16 protein-coding genes are annotated in these 21655 nt (G+C 71.8%); 6 read left to right on the top strand and 10 right to left on the bottom strand.

What is annotated here, in order from left to right:
• Nucleotides 1-175: 175 nt before the first annotated feature.
• The 3 genes from ABGB05_RS13485 to ABGB05_RS13495 form a co-directional block, all read right to left on the bottom strand.
• Nucleotides 176-949, bottom strand: coding sequence for a GNAT family N-acetyltransferase (locus ABGB05_RS13485; RefSeq protein ID WP_347653608.1), 774 nt, complete (start codon nt 947-949; stop codon nt 176-178).
• Between the two features lie 64 nt (nt 950-1013).
• Complete coding sequence (locus ABGB05_RS13490) at nt 1014-1826, bottom strand: ABC transporter ATP-binding protein (protein ID WP_347653746.1); 813 nt, start codon at nt 1824-1826, stop codon at nt 1014-1016.
• Between the two features lies 1 nt (nt 1827).
• Nucleotides 1828-2724: an ABC transporter permease gene (locus ABGB05_RS13495; protein ID WP_347653609.1), complete on the bottom strand. Its 897-nt coding sequence runs from the start codon at nt 2722-2724 to the stop codon at nt 1828-1830.
• 160 nt (nt 2725-2884) lie between these two features.
• Here ABGB05_RS13495 and ABGB05_RS13500 point away from each other — a divergent pair, with 160 nt between their 5' ends.
• From ABGB05_RS13500 to ABGB05_RS13515, 4 genes are all read left to right on the top strand, one after another.
• Nucleotides 2885-3544, top strand: a complete 660-nt coding sequence (locus tag ABGB05_RS13500; RefSeq protein ID WP_347653610.1) for a TetR/AcrR family transcriptional regulator — start codon at nt 2885-2887, stop codon at nt 3542-3544.
• A 231-nt stretch (nt 3545-3775) separates the two neighbouring features.
• On the top strand, nt 3776-4885 hold the full coding sequence (locus tag ABGB05_RS13505) for a DegT/DnrJ/EryC1/StrS family aminotransferase (protein ID WP_347653611.1): 1110 nt from the start codon (nt 3776-3778) through the stop codon (nt 4883-4885).
• A complete protein-coding gene (locus ABGB05_RS13510; protein WP_347653612.1) occupies nt 4882-5877 on the top strand; it encodes a Gfo/Idh/MocA family oxidoreductase in 996 nt (331 codons plus the stop codon). The genes ABGB05_RS13505 and ABGB05_RS13510 overlap by 4 nt, the downstream gene beginning before the upstream one ends.
• Nucleotides 5878-6039: 162 nt before the next feature.
• Entirely contained in the window at nt 6040-7677 is a 1638-nt protein-coding gene (locus ABGB05_RS13515; protein ID WP_347653613.1) for a glycosyltransferase family 4 protein, read from the top strand.
• A 110-nt stretch (nt 7678-7787) separates the two neighbouring features.
• Here ABGB05_RS13515 and ABGB05_RS13520 read toward each other — a convergent pair whose 3' ends face one another.
• The 6 genes from ABGB05_RS13520 to ABGB05_RS13545 all read right to left on the bottom strand — a co-directional run bounded on the left by ABGB05_RS13520 (nt 7788) and on the right by ABGB05_RS13545 (nt 17659).
• Nucleotides 7788-9959, bottom strand: coding sequence for a glycosyltransferase family 1 protein (locus ABGB05_RS13520; RefSeq protein WP_347653614.1), 2172 nt, complete (start codon nt 9957-9959; stop codon nt 7788-7790).
• A 3-nt stretch (nt 9960-9962) separates the two neighbouring features.
• Entirely contained in the window at nt 9963-11402 is a 1440-nt protein-coding gene (locus ABGB05_RS13525) for a glycosyl transferase (RefSeq protein WP_347653615.1), read from the bottom strand.
• A gap of 110 nt (nt 11403-11512) precedes the next feature.
• A complete protein-coding gene (locus ABGB05_RS13530; protein ID WP_347653616.1) occupies nt 11513-12769 on the bottom strand; it encodes a nucleotide sugar dehydrogenase in 1257 nt (418 codons plus the stop codon).
• A gap of 50 nt (nt 12770-12819) precedes the next feature.
• Nucleotides 12820-14373: a glycosyltransferase gene (locus ABGB05_RS13535; RefSeq protein ID WP_347653747.1), complete on the bottom strand. Its 1554-nt coding sequence runs from the start codon at nt 14371-14373 to the stop codon at nt 12820-12822.
• Between the two features lie 136 nt (nt 14374-14509).
• Nucleotides 14510-16240 (bottom strand): glycosyltransferase, encoded by a 1731-nt coding sequence (locus ABGB05_RS13540; protein WP_347653617.1) that lies wholly within the window; start codon nt 16238-16240, stop codon nt 14510-14512.
• A gap of 228 nt (nt 16241-16468) precedes the next feature.
• Nucleotides 16469-17659, bottom strand: coding sequence for a hypothetical protein (locus ABGB05_RS13545; protein ID WP_347653618.1), 1191 nt, complete (start codon nt 17657-17659; stop codon nt 16469-16471).
• A 357-nt stretch (nt 17660-18016) separates the two neighbouring features.
• Between ABGB05_RS13545 and ABGB05_RS13550 the strand changes: the two genes are divergently transcribed.
• Nucleotides 18017-19573: a glycosyltransferase family 2 protein gene (locus tag ABGB05_RS13550; RefSeq protein WP_347653619.1), complete on the top strand. Its 1557-nt coding sequence runs from the start codon at nt 18017-18019 to the stop codon at nt 19571-19573.
• A gap of 16 nt (nt 19574-19589) precedes the next feature.
• A complete protein-coding gene (locus ABGB05_RS13555) occupies nt 19590-20873 on the top strand; it encodes a nucleotide sugar dehydrogenase (RefSeq protein ID WP_347653620.1) in 1284 nt (427 codons plus the stop codon).
• Nucleotides 20874-21020: 147 nt separating this feature from the next.
• Here ABGB05_RS13555 and ABGB05_RS13560 read toward each other — a convergent pair whose 3' ends face one another.
• Entirely contained in the window at nt 21021-21581 is a 561-nt protein-coding gene (locus tag ABGB05_RS13560; RefSeq protein ID WP_347653621.1) for an acyltransferase, read from the bottom strand.
• Between the last annotated feature and the right edge of the window lie 74 nt (nt 21582-21655).

A 21655-nucleotide genomic window follows, 5' to 3' on the forward strand; every position in this document is an offset into this window, starting at 1 on the left:
CCGGCGTGGCATCCCTCCCCGCCGCCGGCGACACCCCGCCCGGTGAACATCCACCGGGCGGGGTGTCGGCTTTCCGGGGCCGCCGGCCGGGTTGGTACCCGGCGTCCGCCGGCCCGGCTGGTCGGTGGTCCGGCCGGTTGGCGGTCCGGCCGGTCGGGTGGTCACATCATGGTGGTCAGGCCTGCGTCGGGCCGAACCGAAACTCGCCGTACTCGGCGACCGGGGTGAAACCGAGACGTCGGTAGAGGGCGATCGCGGCGGTGTTGTCCGCCCGGACGTTCAGGGTCACCCAGCGGACCGTGTCGAGCAGCCGCCGGCAGAGCGCGGCCACCGCCGAGGTGGCCAGGCCCTGTCCCCGGGCCGCCGGATGGGTGGTCACGTTGCCCAGCGCGCTGACCTTGTACACCGGTGACCAGACGTGCACCCCGGCCACCGCCAGCAGCTCGCCGTCGCGCCGGATGCCGACGTACTGGCCGGTCTGGACCATCCGCTCGTCGAACCAGTTGCCCGGGTACGCGGCCCGGTAGAGCGCCGTCATCTCCGGCAGGTCGGCGGTGGTCAGCAGTTCGCCGGCCGGGGCGACCCGGTCCAGCCGGCCGGGGTCGGTGAGCGCCATCTTCAGGTGTGGCCCGTACGCCCGCGTCGTGAAGTGCTCCGCCAGCACCGCCTCCCCGCCCGGCGACAGGTGGGCGTAGAAGGTACGGGGCAGGAGCGGGACCACCGCGGTCAACAGTTCGGCCAGATCCTCGGGGGAGTGGTCCAACGCCAGCAGGGTGGGCTCGCCACCGCCGTGGTAGAGCAGCGCCACCTGCTCGCCGTACCGGTACCAGGTGGTGTACGGCCAGTAGAAGTCGTCGAGGTCGCCGAGTTCGTACGCGTGCAGGTGGGGATCGCGGCCCAGCAGCGCGGCGAGTTCGTCCCGGTCGTGGCTGGCTCGGATGGTCGTCACGGGCCAGATCATGGCACGGGCGCCGCCGGTCCCCGACGACGCCCGTGTCCGCTTCCCGCCGGCACTACGACCGGTTCATGAACTTCTCGTACTCGGCGACGACCTCGTCGGTCGGGCCGTCCGCCCGGATCAGCCCGGACTCCAACCAGATCGACCGCTCGCAGGTGTCCCGGATCGAGGCGATGGCGTGGCTCACCAGGAAGACCGTGCCGGCCTCGGCCCGCAGCTCCCGGACCCGCTGCTCGCTGCGACGCCGGAACCGGGCGTCACCGGTGGCGAGCGCCTCGTCGATCAGGAGTACGTCGTGCTTCTTCGCCGCCGCGATGGAGAACCGCAGCCGGGCCGCCATGCCGGAGGAGTACGTCCGCATCGGCAGCGAGCTGAAGTCACCCCGGTCGTTGATCCCGGAGAACTTGATGATCTCGGGAGCGTACTGGCGGACCTGCGCCGGGGACATCCCCATCGCCAGACAGCCGAGCGCGACGTTGCGTTCCCCGGAGAGGTCGTTCATCAGCGCCGCGTTCACGCCGAGCAGCGACGGCTGCCCCTGGGCGTAGATTGCGCCCTGGTTGGTCGGCAGCAGCCCGGCGATCGCCCGCAGCAGGGTCGACTTGCCGGAGCCGTTGCTGCCGAGCAGGCCGATCGCCTCACCCCGGTACGCGGTGAAGCTGACCCCCTTGACCGCGTGCACCTCGCGGACCGTCGGCGCCTTGGCGCCGATCAGCATCCGCCGCAGTGCGGCGACCGGGCTGTTGGTACCGGCGGTGGCGCCCTTGTGTACCCGGTAGACGATGTGCACGTCGTCGACGATCACGGTGGGGATCCGGGACCCGTCGACGGCGGTGGTCGCCGAGGCACTGGTGCCGGCGGTGCTCAGCTCAGCCACGTCCGTACTCCTTCTCACCGCGCCAGAAGTAGACGAACCCGAGGATGCCGGCCAGCACCGCCCAGCCCAGGCCGAGCAGCCAGGACTGGGTCGCCGAGGTGGTCACCGGGGACGACTCCATCATCGCGTGCCGCATCAGCTCGATGTAGACCAGCAGGGGGTTCAGGTGCACCAGTTGGGCCGCCCAGCCCGGCAGGTGGGCCTCGAAGTTCTGCACGCTGTAGAGCACGCCGGAGGCGTACATCCAGGTTCGCATCACGAACGGAACGACCTGCTTCAGATCGGTCGCCTTCGAGCCGAGCCGGGCCAGCGCCATCGCGAGCCCGGCGTTGAAGATCGCCTGGAGCAGGATTGCCGGGATGATCAGCAGCCACTCGAGGGTGAGCGGCTCGCCGTCGATCAGCACAATGCCGGCCAGCACCACGATCGACGCGAGCAGGTGCTGGAACTGGGTCAGGGTGACCGCGATCGGCAAACTGGCCCGGGGGAAGTGCAGGGCCCGGATCAGCCCCAGGTTGCCGCTGATCGCCTGGACCCCGCCGCTGACCACCGACTGGGTGAAGGTGAAGACGAAGAGCCCGGTGCAGAGATAGGCGATGAAGTTCTCGATGTCCCCGCTGGTACCGAGGATGACACCGAAGATCAGGTAGTAGACCGCGGCATTGGTCAGCGGGGTCAGCACCTGCCACAGTCGGCCGAGCCGGGCGTTGCTGAACGAGGCTGCCAGCTTGGCGTTGGCGTAGGCCGAGATGAAGTGCCGGTAGGACCAGAGCTGCCGGATGTAAACGCCGAGGGTGGGTCTCGCGCCGGCCGGGGCGAGACCGTACCGGGCGGCGAGTTGGGCGCCGGTCAGTCCTGAATCGGGGTCGGCTACCGCCGTGGTGGCCATAGCAAGGCGCTCCGATCTGTTCGGGCTTGAAGATGCGCGCGACCCGACAACCGCGTGGCCGGGGGGAGCCGTGGCACGTCGGTCGGTCATCGCTCCGTGGCAACGTAGTCCATCGTACGTCGGGACGCAACCGTACCGTCGCCGCGCTATATTGGCCCACGTGACGACCGACAACCGGCGTGCTCCAGCGGGAGCGGCGGTGCTCCGAGGGGAGATCACCGACGCCATCCGCCGTGCCGTGATGCAGGAACTCGCCGCGGTCGGCTACGGAAGGCTGTCGATAGAGGCCGTCGCGCGTCGGGCCGGGGTCGGCAAGACCGCGATCTATCGACGGTGGAACTCGAAGCTGGAGATGGTGCTGGAGATCGTCTCGCGCGTTGCGGGGCAGAGCCTACCCTTACCGGACACCGGCACCCTAAGCGGAGACCTCGAAATCCTGCTGCGGATCGTGGCCCGCGCCCTCAGGCACCCGCTGGCCTCGCAGATCATTCCCGATCTGCTCGCCGAGGCGGCCCGCAACCCGCAGATCGCGGCGACTCTGCAGGAGTCGCTGCGGGTGAACCAGCGCGACGTCGGCGCCCTGCTGATCGGTCGCGCGGTCGACCGGGGCGAGCTACCGCCCGGCATCGACCCGGACACCGCGATCGACCTGATCGTCGGCCCGCTCTACTGGCGGCTCGCGGTCGCCCGCACCCCGCTCCCGGACGGTCACCTGCCGTGGATGGCCACCAGCATCGCGACCGCGCTCGCCGTCCCGGCACCCGGCACCGTCCCGGCCGTGCCGGTCGACGAGATCGTCGACGTCGCCCTGCCGCGCTGACCCGGCCGCCCGGCCGCCCGACTCTCGTCCCGCCGCATTGCCCCGGAGGCACCGCCGTGCCATCGGGTCGGCGCCGTCCCGCTGTCCTCGCCGCCACCGGCCCGGTCACCTGAACGTCCGGCGGTGGTCACCTTCCCAGCACCGCTTGTTCGGCCAAGACGCACCCACTGTCAACCTGCCCGGGCTAGCGTCGCATCCCCAACGCGACCCCTCAGCAACGGAGGAATGCCCATGGCCGGGCCGAACGCAGACCTGATTCCGCCTGCCAAACCAGTCATCGGAGACGCGGAGATCGAGGCTGCCGTACGGGTGCTCCGCAGTGGCCGGGTGGTGCAGGGCCCGGAGGTGGCGGCGTTCGAGGAGGAGTTCTCCGAGCTGGTGGCCGGTCGGCACTGCGTCGCGGTCAACTCGGGCACCTCCGCTCTGCAGCTGACCCTGATGGCGTTGGGGATCGGCCCCGGTGACGAGGTCGTGGTGCCGGCGTTCACCTTCGCGGCGACCGCCAACGCGGTCCGGCTGGTCGGTGCCGAACCGGTCTTCGCCGACATCGAACCCCACAGCTTCAACCTCGACCCGGACGCGGTCAGCGCGGCCATCACCGCCCGTACCGTGGCGATCATGCCGGTGCACCTCTACGGTCACCCGGCAGCGATGGACCGGCTGATGCCGATCGCGCAGCGGCACGGCCTCGCCGTCGTTGAGGACGCCTGCCAGGCACACGGTGCCGCGCTGGGCGGTCAGCCCGTCGGCGCCTTCGGGAACGCCGGCACCTTCAGCTTCTACCCCACGAAGAACATGCACGCCCTGGAAGGCGGCATGATCAGCACCGCCGACCCGGCGTTCGCCCGTACCCTGCGGCTGCTGCGCAACCAGGGCATGGAACAGCGGTACGCCAACGAGATCGTCGGGGCGAACATGCGGATGACCGACGTGGCGGCGGCGATCGGCCGGGTACAGCTGCGCCAGTTGCCGGAGTGGACCGAGCAGCGGCGGGCGAACGCGAAGTTCCTCGACGCCCGGCTCGCCGGTGTGGTCACCCCGCCGGTGGCGGACGCGGCCCGGCACGTCTACCACCAGTACACCGTCCGGGTCCCCGGGGACCGGGACGCGGTCCAGCAGGAACTGCTCGCCCGGGGGGTGGGCAGCGCGGTCTACTACCCCACCCCGATCCACCGGCTGAAGCCGTACCTGGGCGAGGACGGCCAGCCGGGCCCGTGGGAGCTGCCGGAGACCGAGCGGGCCGCCCGCGAGGTGCTGTCGCTGCCGATCCACCCGTCGCTGACCCCGGCCGAGCTGGAGCGCATCGTCGAGGCCGTGAACGCGGTGGCGGTGACCCGGTGAGCGCGGCGGCCCCACGGCTGCGTGCCGGGCTGATCGGCCTGGGTGCGATGGGCCGCAACCACGCCCGAATCCTGTCCAATCTGGACGGTGTGGAACTGGTCGGCGTGGTCGACCCGGCCGGCGACACGACCGGCACCCTGCGGGCACCGGTCCTGCGTACGGTGGCGGAGCTGATCGCACTGAAGCCCGACTACGCGGTGGTCGCCTGCCCGACCGCGCTGCACGAACAGGTCGGTCTGGAGTTGGCCGCGGCGGGGGTCTGCGCGCTGATCGAGAAGCCGCTCGCCCCGTCGGACGAGGCGGCGACCCGGCTGGTGGAGGCGTTCGAGTCGGCCGGACTGGTTGCCGGGGTCGGGCACATCGAGCGGTACAACCCGGCGCTGCAGAGCCTGCGGACCCGACTGGAGGCGGGCGAACTCGGCGACGTCTACCAGGTGGTGACCCGGCGGCAGGGGCCGTACCCGCACCGGATCGCCGACGTCGGTGTGGTGATGGACCTCGCCACCCACGACATCGACCTGACCGCCTGGGTCACCGGACAGGAGTACGTCGCCGTCTCGGCCCGGACCGTGTCCCGCAGCGGACGGGCGCACGAGGACATGGTGGCGGCGGTCGGTCAGCTCGCCGACGGCACGATGGTCAACCACCTGGTCAACTGGCTGAGCCCGCTGAAGGAGCGGTCCACGGTGATCACCGGCGCGCGGGGATGTTTTGTCGCCGACACGCTCACCGCCGACCTCACCTTCTACGCCAACGGGGCGATCGACACCGAGTGGGAGGCGCTGCGGGCGTTCCGGGGTGTCGCCGAGGGCGACATGGTCCGGTACGCCATCCCCAAGCGTGAACCGCTGCTCGTCGAGCACGAGCGGTTCCGGGACGCGGTCGAGGGCAAGGAGAGCGATATCGTGACCCTGCGCCAGGGCCTGCGTACCGTCCGGGTCGCCGCCTCGACGCTGCGGTCCGCCCGCGACGGCAGCACCGTCACGCTCTAGGACCCGCCCGGACCGGTCACGCGTCCCGGGGAGAGCCGGGGTGACCGGCGCCCGCCCCGGAGTCGGCGACCGGTCCGGTCCGACGGGCCCGGAGCGGTTCGTCCGTGCTCCTCGCCCCGGGGTAGCCGGCACACCCACGACACGAGGGAATGGCTGGGAAGAATGACCTCCGACCACAGCGCCCGGGCCACCGGACGTGGGCGGGTCGTCATGCTCGTCGACAACGGCGTGCACGGCGACTCGCGGGTGCAGAAGACGGCCCGGTCGGCGGCCGAGGCGGGCTGGGACGTCGTCCTGCTCGGAGTCCTCGGCGGCCAGTCCGAAACCGACCAGTGGCAGATCGGCGAGGCACGGGTGAAACTGCTGCCGGTGGGCCGCGGCCTGGGGCGGCATCCGACCGTGTTCCAGCGGTCGCTGCGCCGCCCGCTGGCGTATCCGCCCGGCTTTCACGCGGCCTACCGGATCCAGAAGGTCCGGGCGTGGCAGGCCGCCATGCACGAGCGGCGGACGGCGTGGGAGGTCGCCCGGGCGACCGGCGGCGGGCGGTTGCCGGCGATGTTCGGTGGCACCCTCCAACTGCCGGCCCGGCTCACCGCCAAGGCGCTCGCCCGCTGGGTGCGGTTCCGGGCCGGGGAGCTGCACCGGCTGCAACGCAACCAGCAGGATCCGAACACCCTGCTGACCCGGCTCTCCGTCGCCTTCTGGCGCAAGCTGCTCGGCAGCCGCAGTTGGCGCCGGCTGGACCGTGGGCTCTGGGACTACGAGCTGGCGTTCCGCAACGTCATCGACGAGCTGAAGCCGGATCTGATCCACGCCCACGACTTCCGGATGATCGGGGTGGGGGCCCGGGCGGTGCTGCGGGCCCGGGCCCAGGGGCGGCCGACCCGCCTGGTCTGGGACGCCCACGAGTTCGTCGCCGGCGTCAGCGGGCGGGAGGACAACGTACGTTGGCTGCCCGCCCAGGTCGCGCACGTCGAGGAGTACATCCGGCACGCCGACGCGGTGGTGACCGTCTCCGACACCCTCGCCGAGCTGCTCCAGCAGACCCACCGGCTGCCGGCGCGGCCGTACGTGGTGCTGAACGCGCCGGTGGTCGGTCCACCGCCGGCCGACGAGGCGGACCTGGCCACTCCGGACCTGCGTGGCCTCTGTGGGATCGGCCCGGAGACCCCGCTGCTGGTCTACAGCGGGGCGGTCAACGCCAGCCGTGGGGTCGACATCATGGTCGAGTCGCTGCCGGACCTGCCCGGGGTGCACGTCGCGCTGGTGACGCTGACCTCGGGCAGCGCCAACGAGGCGTCCGACCAGCTCCGGGCCCGCGCCGTGGAACTCGGTGTCGGCGACCGGGTACATGTGTTGCCCTACGTCCGGTACTGGCAGGTGCCGGCGTTCCTGTCGGCGGCGGACGCGGGCGTCATCCCGATCCACCACAAGCCCAACCACGAACTGGCGCTGATCACCAAGTACCTGGAGTACTCGCACGCCCGGCTGCCGATCGTGGTCAGCGACGTCCGGACGATGGCCGACACCACCCGGTCCACCGGCCAGGGCGAGGTCTTCCGGGCGCAGGACCGGGCGGACTACGTCCGTGCGGTACGGGCCGTGCTGGCCGACCCGGACCGGTACCGTGCCGCCTACGACCGACCGGACCTGCTGGTGAACTGGACCTGGGAGGCGCAGGCCAGGGTGCTCGACGACGTCTACCGCACCCTGACCGGCCGTACCCGCCCGACCCGGACGGATTCGACCTGGGCCGACGCCGGTGCCGAGGGCCGGCCGCGGGTGGCGGAAACCGTCTGAGATTCCGGTGCCGGGCGGCTGTCCGGTACTTCGGGGGCCGCCCGGCGCGTACTGACCGCGCGTCGGGCGGCCCTCCGGTTCGTCACCGGTCGGGACGGCGACCGTTCAGTTCACTGCCCGCCCCAGCGGGGTGCCGCTGCTGGACGTGCGCCCGAGGGTCCGCCGAGCAGCAGTCGGTCGAAGTCCCGCTGGACCACACTCCAGTCCCAGTGCGCGAAGACGTACGCCGCCGCCTCCCGACCGGCGTCCTGCCAGATGCGTTCGGTCTCGGTCACCGCCAGGATCCGCGCGGCCGCCTGCTCCGGGGTGTCCACCACCCAGTCCGCCGGATAGAGGGTGTCCGCGCCGTGCCGCCCACCGGAGTAGAACGGCCAGTTCCGCACCACCGGCACGGCGGCACTGGCGGTCCCCTCCACCACGGCGTACGGGGCGCCCTCGCTGACCGAACTGCTGAGGATGACGCCGACCTGGGTGAGCGCCCCGGCCACGTCCCGGGTCTGGCCGAGCCGACGTACCGCGCCGGTGGACTCCAGCTCGACGAGGTCCCGCTCGTACGCCTCCCGGTACCGTCGGGCGGCCGGGCTGACCTCGGGTTTGATGTCGGAGCCGATCAGCAGCAGCCGGTAGCGCGGATCGTGCGCACGGAGCAACCGCAGCACCTCGATCGCCCAGCGGGGGTCCTTCGCCACCGCGCCGATGCCGAGGACACCGACGGTGAACCGGGCCCCGGCGTCCTTCGGGGCGACGTAGTTCCGCAGGCTCATCGCGTTGGCCAGGACGTGGGTCCGGGGCGCGTCGGGGCCGGACAACCGGGGTACGGCCGCCATGGTCAGTTCGCGCATGTGCTCGGAGACGAAGACCAGGTCGTCGACCCGGGAGAAGTCGATCAGGTGCGGCCAGACGGAGAACGCCTCGAAGCGGTGCAGCCGCACGATCACCCGGGTGTTTCCGGGGTCGGCGAGGGTGAGCATGGCGGCGGGGGCCGCGCACCAGTCCACCAGGATGGTGTCGGCCCACGCCAGGTGCGGGCCGAAGATCTCGTTCGCCTGGGCGGTGTACCGGGAACCACCGGCGAGACCGTCCGCGACCAGTCGGGCCCGGGCGTTGGTGAGGAAGGTCCGGAGCGGCTCCTCGGTCAGGTCGAGGCGGCGGACCTCCACCTCCGGCACGGTCTCGTAGTGCCGGCGGATCGGGTCGACGAAGTGGTCGTTGAGGCCGGTGGCGACGAGCAGCCGGAGTGGACGGTCGGTCGGCGGCGGTCCGGCCGTCCCGGACCGGCCCCGGGGTGCGGCGAGCGCCCGTCCGACCGCACTGTTGTGGTACGGACCGAGGTAGCCCGCCGGGTCCTCGGCGATGGGTGAGGAGAGCGTGTCGATGTGCAGCGCCCGGTTGAAGATCCGGTCCAGTACCCGACCCGTCGCCGCGATCGCGTTGGTGAGGTCCTTGGCCCGGTAGAGCGCGTCGGCGGTGGCCAGTTCGCCGGCCACCACCGTCTCCAGGTGTTCGGGCCGGCGCCCGGCGGCCAGTTCGGCGTCGACCAGCGGAGTGAGCAGCTTCGCCCGGACGCCGGGGTTTTGCAGGTGGCGGGTGGCGGCGGTGGCCACCCCGGCGGCGCTGGCCCCGTGTCCGGCCTTCTTCATGCTCTCCTGGACCCGTTGGGCGAGCCGGGCCCGGGGGCTGTCCGGTATGCCCGGCATCCCCAGGGCCGCGGTCCAGACCTGACGGGCGGCCCGGACCCGCATCACCTTCCGGCCGGTGGCGCCCTCCACCACCGTCCGGGCCAGGTCCTGGGTGTTGCGCCGGGCGTCGGCCACCAGCAGCCCGAGCGGGGAGACGGTACGTCCACGGGTGGGCGCCGACACCGGCCGGCTGTCGCCGAGCCGCTTCTCGACGGCGGTCAGGGACGGCGCGAGACCGTAGACGGCGTCCGGTTCGGGGTGGCGCTGCGCCAACCGCCAGACCAGGTAGACCGCCTGCCAGTCGAGGGCCACCAGGATGTCCGCCTCCTGTGCACGGCGGCGCAACCAGGGATCGCTGCGGACGTTGAGCCACATCCGCCGGGTCGGTTCGGCACGCAGCACCGGGCGGCGCAGACCCCCGCGTGGTGCCGAGGTCGGCAGGGCGTACGCCTCGGCCAGCCCGTCCAGCGCCGGCAGCCGGTTCAGCGGAAAGTAGCAGCCGAGGTGCACGATCGCACCGCGTTCCCGGAATTCTTCCAGGGCCTCGAGCAGGACGGCCGGCCGGGGCGGCGCGGCACCGGCCAGGATGAGCACGTTGACCATGGGTTATCCCTCGTGTGGCGGGGTGTGGGACCGGGCGGGGTTGGCCGCCAGCAGCGCCGGGCGGACCAGGCCGGTCACGTGCCGGACCGCGGGCGCCAACTGGGCGCCGCGGGCGAACTGCTCGGCGCTGGCCCGGGCCTTGGCCCGGTCGGCGTCCGTCGCGGTGAGCGCGATCCGGGCGGCGTCCCGGAACGCGGCGGCGAGCCGTTCGGGTTCCAGGCCGACCGCTCCGGTCCAGAGCGGATAGCTGGACAGCACCGTCGAGGCGTCGTGCTCGGCCTCGTGCGCCGACACCACCGGCAGCCCGGACGCGGCGAGCTCGTAGACCTTGCCCGAGGTCATGAACCGCCCCCCGGTCACCATCAGCACGAGCGCGTCCCAGCGCCCGTACGTCTCGGCGACCTCGGCCTTCGGCACCGGCCCGCCGCTGACCACCCCGTCCGGGGCGGCCTTCTTCAGCAGCTCCATGTGCAGGTTGTCGCCCCGGGCGTACCCGGCACCGATGTGCCCACGGACCTCGAAGGTGGCGCGGGCGAGGAGCGGGTCCTCGCGGCGGGCGGTCCGCCAACCGTCCAGCACCGCCTCGAGCAGGGCGATCGGGAGGTTGAGAGCACCGAGGTAGCCGAAGGTCAGCGGATCGTCCGGTCCGGGCCGACGGACCTGGGCGGGTACGCTCTCCGGGTCGTAGCCGTTGCGGACGGTCCGGATCCGGTCGGCCAGCTCCGGATAGCGCTCCCGGTAGAACCCGGCGATGGGGTCGTTGACGAACCAGAGTGAGATGGCCTGGCCGAAGACCTTCGCCTCCCACTGGCCGGCGACCGAGGTCTTCGGGAACGCCTCACCGCCGTTGATCACGTCGAGGGACCAGCCGTCGCGGAAGTCGACCACGTACGGGACCCGGGCCTCCTCCCACAGCCGCCACGCCCCGGTCAGGGTCACGTACGGCGTGGACGTGGAGACCAGCAGGTCGACCGGACGCTCTCGGTGGATCCGGAGCACCGCCTCCTCGATGGCCGGGCGCCAGGCGCCGAAGATCCGCTCCGGGAACAGCCGGGTGGAGCGTTCCCTCAGCTCCCTGAGCCACCGTCGGGGATCGATGGCGCGGGATTCGGGAAAGGCCCGGATGTCCGTCTCCAGGTCCTCGCGGGCCAGCGGAAGTTCGACGACCCGGACCCGTGGATCGACCCGGGCGGTGAGGCTGTGGTCCAGCCCGTACTCCCGCTCCCAGGCGGCGGCCACGAGGGTGACCACCGTGACGTCCCAGCCGACGGCACAGAACTGGTTGGCGGTCTCCAACAGCCGGTAGGTGGAGCTCTTCGCAGCCGGTGGGAACCCGATCGCCAGGTAGACGAGGTGTGGGCGGGACGGATCCCGCCCGACGGGCCGGGCGAACCCTGCTGTCCCGGGTGTCGTTGCCGGCGGGGAACCAGGTCCACTGTTCATCACTGTCGCCGATCTCGCATGAGGGGATTCGTCGCCGATCTCTTGTCTGCCGGGAAAGTCGACGTGGCCGCCCCGACGCCGTACCGGCGGAGCGGCCACGTCGCGTTGGGTCAGAGGCGGTACGAGTTGTCGCCGGTCGTCACGCCACGGGTGTCGAAGAACCGCTTGGCCACGCCCGCCAGGTGCTCGGCATCGTAGGCGCGGTGGTTCTGCACCAGGATGGCCAGGTCCGCCTCGGCGGCGGCGGCGTCGGGGTCGTCCACCCGCTGGACGTCGATTCCGGGCGCCCGCCAGTCGTGCACGTACGGGTCGTGGTAGCTGAGCTTGGCGCCGAGGCCGGCGAGCAGCCGGGCCAGCGGGACGGCCGGCGACTCGCGCTGGTCGGCGATGTCCGGCTTGTAGGTCACGCCGAGCAGCACGACGCGCGCGCCGTTGGTGGCCAGGCCCGCGTCGTTGAGGATGTTCTGGGCCCGCCGGGCGACGTAGTTCGGCATCGTGGCGTTGATCTCCTGGGCCAGCTCCACGAACCGGAACGGGTAGCCCAGCTTCACCCGGACGTTGTGGCTCAGGTAGTTCGGGTCGATCGGGATGCAGTGCCCGCCGACGCCCGGGCCCGGGTAGAAGGCCTGGAAGCCGAAGGGCTTGCTGCTCGCCGCTCTGATCACGTCCCACAGGTCGATGTCGAGCTCGTGACAGAACCGGGCCATCTCGTTGACCAGGGCGATGTTGACGTGCCGGTAGGTGTTCTCCAGCAGCTTCGCGGTCTCCGCCTCCCGGGTCCCCCGGGTCCGCACGATCGTATCGACGAACCGGCCGTAGAGCTCGGCGGCCCGTTCGGCGCAGGCCGGGGTGTGTCCGCCGACCACCTTCGGGGTGTTGTGCGGGCCGTACGTCTGGTTGCCCGGGTCGATGCGCTCGGGGGAGAAGGCCAGGTGGAAATCGACGCCGGCGGTGAGCCCGCCGGCCTCCAGGATCGGCCGGACCACCTCGTCGGTGGTCCCGGGGTACGTCGTGGACTCCAGGACCACCAGCATGCCGGGCCGCAGGTTGCGTGCCACGGTGTGTGCGGCGGAGCGGACCGCGGTCAGGTCCGGTCCGTGGTCGTCGCCGAGCGGGGTGGGCACGCAGATGATCGCGGCCCGCGCCGAGGCGATCTCGGTCTCGTCCGAGGTGGCCCGGAACCCGCCGCTGAGCATCGTGGCGATGTCGCCGTCGGAGAGGTCGTCGACGTGGGAACGTCCGGCGTTCAGCCCGTCGACGACCCGGTTGTCGACGTCGAAACCGAGCACGGACGCCCCGGACCGGACCGCCTCCCGGGCCAGCGGGAGGCCCACGTAGCCAAGCCCGAGAATCACCGCATCAGTCATTTTCCATCCCTAGAGCTGTGGTCTGTGGTACCGGGGGACGTAGGGGCGGGTCACTGCCCGACCAGCACCGTGACGTCCGGTTGGTCGATGGCCGGGGCCCCGACCGGGCCCGCCGGCAGCCGGTGCGGCGGCGCCAACCGGCGGTACAGCCGGTCCTGGACCACCGCCTGCGCCTCCCAGGTCCACGCCGCGAGATCGATGGACCGGTACGCCGCCCGGTACCGCTCCGGATCGGCGACGATCGCTCGCACCGCCCGGACGTACTCCTGGACGTCGTCGACCCGGAAGACCTCGCCCTGACCGTTCTCCCGGGTCGTCGCGGCCATCGTCTCGACGTCACTGACCACGATCGGCAGCCGCGCGTGCGAGTACTCGAAGAACTTGGTAATCAGCTGGATCTCGTGGTTGAGCCAGTGGTGGATCGGGATGACCCCGGCCGTCGCCGTGGAGAGGAACCGGACCACCTGGTTGTGCGCGACGTACGGCAGCACGTGCAGCCGGTCCGCCGCGCCCAGCTCCTTCGCCCGGTTGACCAGGCCGGTCAGGTACGGGCCGTGTGGGTCGTTGACCACGAACGCGACGTGCACCCCGGGCAGCTGCGGCATCGCCTCCACCATCACCCCCATGCCGCGCTGGGCCGCCGCCGCGCCGCTGTAGACGACGAGCGGCGTCTCCGGGCCCAGCCCGCAGGCCGTGCGGATGTCCGCGGTGCTCTCGTCGAGCGGTGCCGAGACGTCGGCGGCGTTCGGTGTGTTGAGCACGACGGACGGCAGCTCCGGCAGGGAGTAGTCCCGCCGCAGCAGTTCGGCCAGCCGCTCCGACACGGTGATCACCGCGTCGACGTGCGGTGCGTACTCGCGCTCGTGGGCGTGGTTGGCCGGCATCCACCGGTGGTGGTTGGCGCGGGGCTTCACTCCGGGCAGGTACTCGTGCACGTCCCAGATGAGCTTGATGTCCCGGCCCCGGGCCCGGGCCCGGATCTTCGCCCGGGCGCCCACGCCGAGCATCCGGAAGTCGTTGGCGTAGATGATGTCGGGCGCCAGGGCGTCGACGGTCTCGCCGTAGGCCAGCTCGAAGTCCCACAGTTGTGGTTCGAGCCGCCGCCACGCCCGTACCCCGAGTACCTTTCGCCAGAACAGGGTGTAGGCCCGGTCCCAGGGGCTGCGCAGCGAGTTGCGCAGCCGTTGCGAGGTGGTGAGTTGCCAGTAGCGGAACGAGACCCACTTCTTGACGACCTTGGCAGCGAGTTCCCGCACCCGCAGCCCGGCCCGCCGCAGCGGCCCACCGGAGCCGCCGGCCAGCAGTGCCCGCCGTACCGCCAGGTCCGCCTGCCAGGCTCGGACCGCCTGGGCCCGGTGCGCGGCGATCCCGGTCGGCGGGTACGCGAACGGCGCGACGAGCCAGTGCCGCCGGTACTCGTGCCGGCGCTGGCGCAGCGGGCTGGGCATACGCAGGAGCTGGACCTGCGCCTCGCCCAGACGCCAGCTCGCCGGTTGGCCGGTCTGCGAGCGGCCGAGCAGGACGACGTCCCAGCCGGCGTCGGCCGCCGACCGCGCGGTCTTCTGCACCCGCGAGTCGCCGTTGACCCCGTTGTCGACGAGCATCACGATCCGGGCCGGCGCCGTCGGCGCCTCCGTCCCCGTCGCGACCATTGGTCCTCTCCTCCTCATCGCCGGGTCGGACCGCTGCTGTCGAGCAGACCGGTCCGGTCCCGTACGCCCACGCTGGTACCGGCCGCGCCTAGCGCGCGTCCGGCTTACCGCCCGCTGTCGCGACTGCGGTACCGCTTTCGCCCGCCGTGCCAAGGATCAGCTCGTCGAAGCCGGGCTTCACGACCTCCCAGTCCCAGTTGGCGATGGCGTGGTCCGCCGCCGCCTCGCGGATCGACCGCCAGCTCTCCTCGGTGGCGGTGGCCACGCGGATCCGTTCAGCCGCTTCCTCCGGGGTGTCGACCACCCAGTCCTCCGGGAAGAGGGTGCGGGCGCTCGCCGGCTTGCCGGCGAAGAACGGCCAGTCCCGGACCACTGGTACCGCGCCGCTGGCCGCGCCCTCGATCAGCGCGCAGGGGGCGCCTTCCCGGACCGAGCTGCTGACGATGACCCCGACGTCGCGAAGCGCCTCCGGGACGTCGTCGTGCTGGCCCATCCGGACTACGGCGCCGGTCGCCTCGAGGTCGCCGATCTCGGCCCGTAGATCCGCCCAGAACCGGCGGGTGTCCGGGTTCGTCTCCGCCCGGACCTCGGTGCCGAAGAAGAGCAACCGGTACCGCTCGTCGTGTCCGCGCAGGTGGCGGAGCACCCGCACCGCCCAGCCGGGGTCCTTGGCGATCGCCTTGACGCCCACCACCGCGAGGGTGAAGCGGGCGTCCGGCCGTTTTGGCCGCCGGAACGACCGCAGGTCCATCGAATTGCTCAGTACGTGCAGCCGGCATCCGCCAGAGGTGAATCCGGGTACGGCGGCGAGTGCGAGGTCGCGTAGGTGGTCGGAGACGAAGACGACGTCGTCCACCCGGGTGAAGTCCATCAGGTGGGGCCAGAGGGCGAACGCCTCGAAGCTGTGCAGCCGGGTCACGATCCGGGTTGACCCGGGATCGACCAGGGTGAACAGGACGGCTAGCGGGGCGACCCAATCGACGAAGACGACGTCGGCCCATTCGACGTGCGGGGTGAGCCACTTCCGGACCCGGTCGCCGTACGTCGACCTGCCACGCAGGATGTGCTCGACCATCGAGCGGGTGTCGTTGAGCAGCGGAACGTGTTCTCCGCCGTCCTCGCCCGGGTCCAGGAACCGGAGTTCGACGTCGGGACGCGCGTCGAAGTGGCGCCGGAGGGTCTTCAGGAAGCCGTGGTTGCCGTACGTGGCGATCAGTAGCCGCAGCGGCCGGTCGGTCGGAACCGGTCCGGGTACGCCGGTGCGGCCCCGGGGTGCGGACAGTGCCTGGACCGCAGCGCTGTCGTGCCACTGGGCGAGGAAGCGTCCCGCGTCGGCGGCCAGCGGCGACGACATCCGGTCGAAGTGCAACCGTCGGTTGAACAGCAGCCGCTGGACGGCCAGTATCGAGGCGGTCGCCCGGCGGGCGTCGCCCGCGGCGAGTAGTCCGTCGGCGACGGCCAGTTCGGCGGCGACCGCCGCCGGCAGGCTGGGGGGCGTGCCGTTCTCGAGTTCGGCGGTGGCCTGCCGCAGCAGCAGGTCGGCGCGGAGCCGACGGTCGTGGACCCGGGACAGCGCGACCCGGGCGGCGCGAACCGCCTGCGCCGACCGGCCGGCGCGCAGCAGGCTGGTCTGGAGCTGGCCGGCGAGTTCGCTGCGGGTCCGCTCGGGAAGTCCCGGCGCCGCCAGTACCGCCGTCCACAGCCCGGACCCCACCCGGGACCGGACGACCTGCGGGGAGGCGGTCAGTCGCAGCCCGACTCGGGCCGACTGGGCGGCCCGCTGCCGGACCGAACGGGCTGCCGCGCGTGCGAGCCTCATCGCCGAGCTCCGGTCGCCGGCACGCGGGCAGGCAGAGAAGCAAGGATCATTGTGGCGCGGCTCCCTGGTGTTGGTGTAATGTTCACCCTGGCGTAATGTTGCAGTCGCTGGCTCGGCTCGCCGTGCGCCGAAGCCCCGTGCCGTCAAGCGCGTCGAGTTTGCCACAGCCCCCCACCGCCGGCAACGGTGGAGTTCACCGCGTCCTGTGGCCGGTCAGCGCTATCCGTGCTACGGCGACCAACGCCAGATCAACATGAGATACCCGCCGAAACCGGCGGACATCACCAACAGGACACCAACCGCGAGCCAGGCCACGAACCGGTTGGCCCGGGCGAGCGCGGCCGCCGGCGGCAGCAGGAGCGCGAAGGCGGGCAGCAGGAACCGCGCCTTGGAGTGGAAATAGCCGTCCGCGCCGATCGTGGTGGCCAGCAGCACGCCGCTGAACAGCCACAACTGCCAGGGCTGGCGCTGCCAGAGGCTGCACGCGAGCAGAACGACGGCGGCGATCAGCACCACGCCGACCACGTAGAAGGCCAGGTTGTCCAGCTCCAGCTCCGACGGGCGGCTCAGGTACCGGTAGCCGGTCTCCAACGTGTAGCCGCCGCCGTCGTACGACATCGTCCAGAGGGTGTTCTGGATGTGGAACCAGCCGTCCAGGCGCCCGGTCTCGGTGGCGACCCAGAGCAGGTAGCCCAGCCAACCCAGCGGTGCCACCAGGAGCGCCGCCAGGGGGCGCCAGCCGTCCCGGCGGCGGACCAGCGCGATCAGCGCCGCCAGCCCGACCACCCCGATCAGCGCGGTCGCGGTCGGCCGGGTCAGCCCGGCGAGCACGGTCAGTCCGCCGGCCACGAGCCAGCGCCGGGTCAGCAGCGCGTACAGCGCCCAGCCGCAGAGCGCGGTGAACAGCCCCTCGGTGTACGCCATCGACTGGATGACGGCGTGCGGCAGGCAGCCCCAGAGCACGGCCAGCAGGATGCCGGCCCGACGCCCGTACAGGTGGTCGCCGACCGCGAAGAGCGCCCAGGCCGCCGCGAGCGCACCGAGCCAGCCGACCACCACGCCGGTGCCGGGGAAGCCGAACGGCGAGACGGGTTCGAGCAGCGCGACCAGGCCGGGGTACAGCGGGAAGAAGGCCAGGTCCTTCGGGTGGTACGGCCCGGTGTAGCCGTGCTCGGCGAGCCGGAGGTACCAGTCGGAGTCGGCGTGCGCCAGGGCCCGCACCGGGTCGCGGTCGGTGGCCAGCGCCCAGGCCACCAGCACGCTGACTCCGAGCAGCCGAACCGTCAGGTACGCCGCCAGCGCCGGCCAGGCCCGCAGCAGCGCCGACCGGCACCGGGCGACAAGCGGTGGCGCTGTCCCGGCGGCCGGTCCGGCGGCCGGGGCACGATGAGGCTGCTGTTCAGAGAGGGTGGTTTCCACGTCCGTCCTATCCGGGTGGCTGTCCGGGGCCGGGGCACGAAGGGGTGGCGACGCGTCGGCGGCGCCGACCGGCGGGGTCGGAACCTAGCACGCGACCGTTAACGTCCGGCGATGTCGAGCGACCCGGCGAGGGGCCGCCGACCCCGACCGACCGATACCGTCAGACAGGCGTGAAGGGCGACGAACCGACCAGGACACCCGCTTCCGGTTGCCGTACACTCGCCGAGGTTCTCTGGAGTGGCCCGGTGGGAGAGGCAGCGACACGGATCATGGACGGGTACGAGGCTGAGCCGGTCGGCCCACTGTCGTGGGCGTAGCACCGATGAGACCTCTGCGTGACGTGGCGGGGATCGTGGCGTGAGCGTTCCCGACGTCAGCGTGGTGGTGGCGGTGCACAACACCATGCCCTACCTCACCAGGTGCCTCAACTCCCTGGTGCGCCAGAGCATCGGTCGGCACCGGATGGAGATCATCGCGGTGGACGACGGGTCCACCGATGCCAGCGGTCGGGAACTGGACCGGTTCGCCCGGCTGTACCCGGAGACCGTGAAGGTCGTCCACCAGCCGTACTCCGGCGGTCTGGGCGCGCCGAGCAACCGTGGCCTGGAACGGGCCAGCGGCCGTTACGTCTTTTTTGTCGGCGCCGACGACTACCTCGGTCGGGAGGCGCTGGAACGCCTGGTCACCGCAGCCGACGCGTACGGCTCGGACGTGGTGTTGGGCCGGGTGGTCGGGATCGGCGGCCGGAGCATCGACCAGAGCGTCTTCGCTGGCAACGAGGTCCAGATCGGACTGTTCGACTCGGCGCTGCCCTGGTCGCTGTCGAACACCAAACTGTTCCGGCGCACCCTTGTCGAGCGCTACCACCTGCGTTTCCCCGACCTGCCGGTCGCCGCCGACCAGCCCTTCACGCTCGAGGCGTGCCTGCGGGCGGCACGGGTCTCGGTGCTGGCGGACTACGAGTTCTACTACGCGGCACGCCGGGTGGGCGCCGGCAACGCCACCTACCGGGCCGGGCACCTGGACCGGCTGCGCAGCATCGAGCGGATCGTCGCCGTCGTGGCCGGGCTGATCGAGCCTGGCAAGGAACGCGACGCCGTCCTGCTGCGGCACTTCAGCTGGGAGATCGCCCGGCTGTTGGAGGACGACTTCCTCGACCTCGACCAGCCGGTGCAGGAGGAGGTGGTGGCCGGGGTCCGCGCCCTGGCCGAGCGCTACCTCACCGACCACATCCGGGCGCAGTTGGAGATCGAGGCGCGGCTGCGGATCTCCACCGCCCAGCGCGGCAGCGTCGAGGACGTGCTCGCGGTCATCCGGCAGGACGCCGAACAGGGCGTACCGCCGACGATCATCGACGGCACCCGCTGGTACGCCGGCTACCCCGGCTTCCGCGACCCCCGACTGAACATGCCGGACGAGTGGTTCGACGTCTCCGAGGCGGCGCCGGACTGGCTCGCCCGGCTGGAGGCGATCGTCGCCACCTGGGACACCTGCCCGGACGGTGAACGGGCGCTGACGATCATCGCCCGGACCCCCCGGCGGGATCTGATCCCGCTCACCTCCGGTCCGATCGGGCTGACCGCTGGCGAGATCACCGGGACCACCCTGGAGACGAACCGGGACAAGGGCGGCACCACCCTGCGGGCCCAGTTCCGGTTGGGCCTGCTGCTCGACGGCGTGCCGGCCGCCGGGCGGCTGCACGCGGTACGGTCCCAGTTGACCGCCTTCGGTGCCGTCGGGTCGGCGCCGCTGCGGGCACCGATCCGTCCGCCGGTCTCCCGGCTGGTGGTCCGGCAGGGGGCCCGGTTCTTCCTGGTCACCCCGACGGTGAGTCACCGCGGCCAGTTCGTCATCGCGATTACACCTGTTACCCCCCGACGCGTCATCCAACGGTTACGGCGGAGGCGACCGTAGGCAGCAGCATGGCGCCATGAAGATTTGCGTCGTCGCCCTTGGAAAGATCGGCCTGCCACTCGCGGTGCAGTTCGCCGACAAGGGGCACTCCGTGGTGGGTGCCGACGTGTCCGAGCGGGTGGTACAGCTGGTCAACGACGGTGCCGTACCGTTCCCCGGTGAAGCCGACCTGGACGTCAAGCTCAAGGAGGCGGTGACCGCCGGCCGGCTGGTCGCGACCACCGACACCACCGCGGCGGTCGCCGAGGCCGAGGCCGTGGTCGTGGTGGTGCCGCTCTTCGTCGACGCCGACGGGGTGCCGGACTTCGGCTGGATGGACGACGCGACCCGGGCCATCGCCGCCGGACTCAAGCCCGGCACCCTGGTCAGCTACGAGACCACGCTGCCGGTCGGCACCACCCGCAGCCGGTGGGCACCGATGCTCCAGGAGGGCTCCGGACTCACCGTCGGCCGCGACTTCTCCCTGGTCTTCAGTCCGGAGCGGGTGCTGACCGGCCGGGTCTTCGCCGACCTGCGCCGCTACCCGAAGCTGGTCGGCGGGGTGGACGAGGCCTCGGCCCGGCACGGCGTCGAGTTCTACGAGGCGGTACTCGACTTCGACGAGCGCGCCGACCTGCCCCGGCCCAACGGGGTCTGGGACCTCGGCTCGGCCGAGGCGTCCGAGCTGGCGAAACTCGCCGAGACGACGTACCGGGACGTCAACATCGGGCTGGCGAACCAGTTCGCCCGGTACGCCGACACCGTCGGGGTGGACGTCATCAAGGTCATCGAGGCCTGCAACACCCAGCCGTACAGCCACATCCACTCGCCGGGTATCGCGGTCGGCGGACACTGCATCCCGATCTACCCCCGGATGTACCTCTGGAACGACCCGTCGGCCACCGTCGTCCGGGCCGCCCGGGAGGCGAACGCGGCGATGCCGGAGTACGCCGTCGACCTGCTCGGCGCCGCGGTCGGTGACCTGACCGGTGTCGAGGTGCTGGTGCTCGGTGCGGCGTACCGGGGCGGGGTCAAGGAGACCGCGTTCTCCGGGGTCTTCCCGACGGTGGACGCACTACGGCGCCGGGGCGCGAAGCCGTACGTCTCGGACCCGATGTACACCGCTGGGGAGCTGACCGCGCTCGGACTGCCCGCGTACGACGGCGAGCCGGTGACGGCGGCGGTGATCCAGGCCGACCACGCCGAGTACCGGACCCTCGGCGCGACCGACCTGCCGACGGTGCGGGTGCTGGTCGACGGCCGGCGGGTGACCGACCCGGCCCGCTGGTCCGAGGTACGCCGGCTGGTCATCGGCGGCTGACCGGGCCGCCACCCGCCGTCAGACTGGCGGGTGAGGCGGAGACTTTCCCACCCGGTACCCGGCTCGACCCCGCTGGTACCCGACGAGCCCTGGCCGACCCAGATCGGCCAGGGCTCGTTCGTTGCTACCCGACGGTCACTGCGACGTTCAGTGCGCCTCCGCCTTGGCGGCCGGCGCCGGCGGGCGCTCCGGGTCCCGGGAGACCACCTCACCCCGGGCGTTCACCCAGCCCTTCGGTCGTGCCGGGTTCCCGGCGACCAGCTGGTACGGCGCCACGTCCCGGGTGACCACCGAGCCGGCGGCCACCATCGCGTACGCGCCGATCTCGACCCCGCAGACGATGGTGGCGTTCGCCCCGATCGAGGCGCCGCGCCGGACCACGGTCGGGGTGATCTCCCAGTCCGGGTTCTGCGCCCGGGGGCGCAGGTCGTTGGTGAAGACCGCGCAGGGGCCGACAAAAACCTCGTCCTCGATGGTCACCCCCTGGTAGACCGAGACGTTGTTCTGGATCTTCACCAGGTCGCCGACCACCGCGTTCGCGTCCACGTAGACGTTCCGGCCGATCACGCAGTCCGCGCCGATCCGGGCCGTGGACCGGATGTGGGCGAGGTGCCAGATTCTGGTGCCGGCACCGATCCGGGCACCCTCGTCGACCTCGGCCGAGGGGTGCACAACAACGGTGTCGGGCAGGGAGGAGTTTTCGTTCATCGCTCAATTCACCGGTTCGCAGGAGGTGCCCGGGGTGCGAAGAGGGGCCCGAGGCGGTCAGGGCGCGGGCCGGG

Origin of the sequence: Plantactinospora sp. B5E13 (genome assembly GCF_039871775.1) — a bacterium.
GTDB lineage: Bacteria > Actinomycetota > Actinomycetes > Mycobacteriales > Micromonosporaceae > Plantactinospora.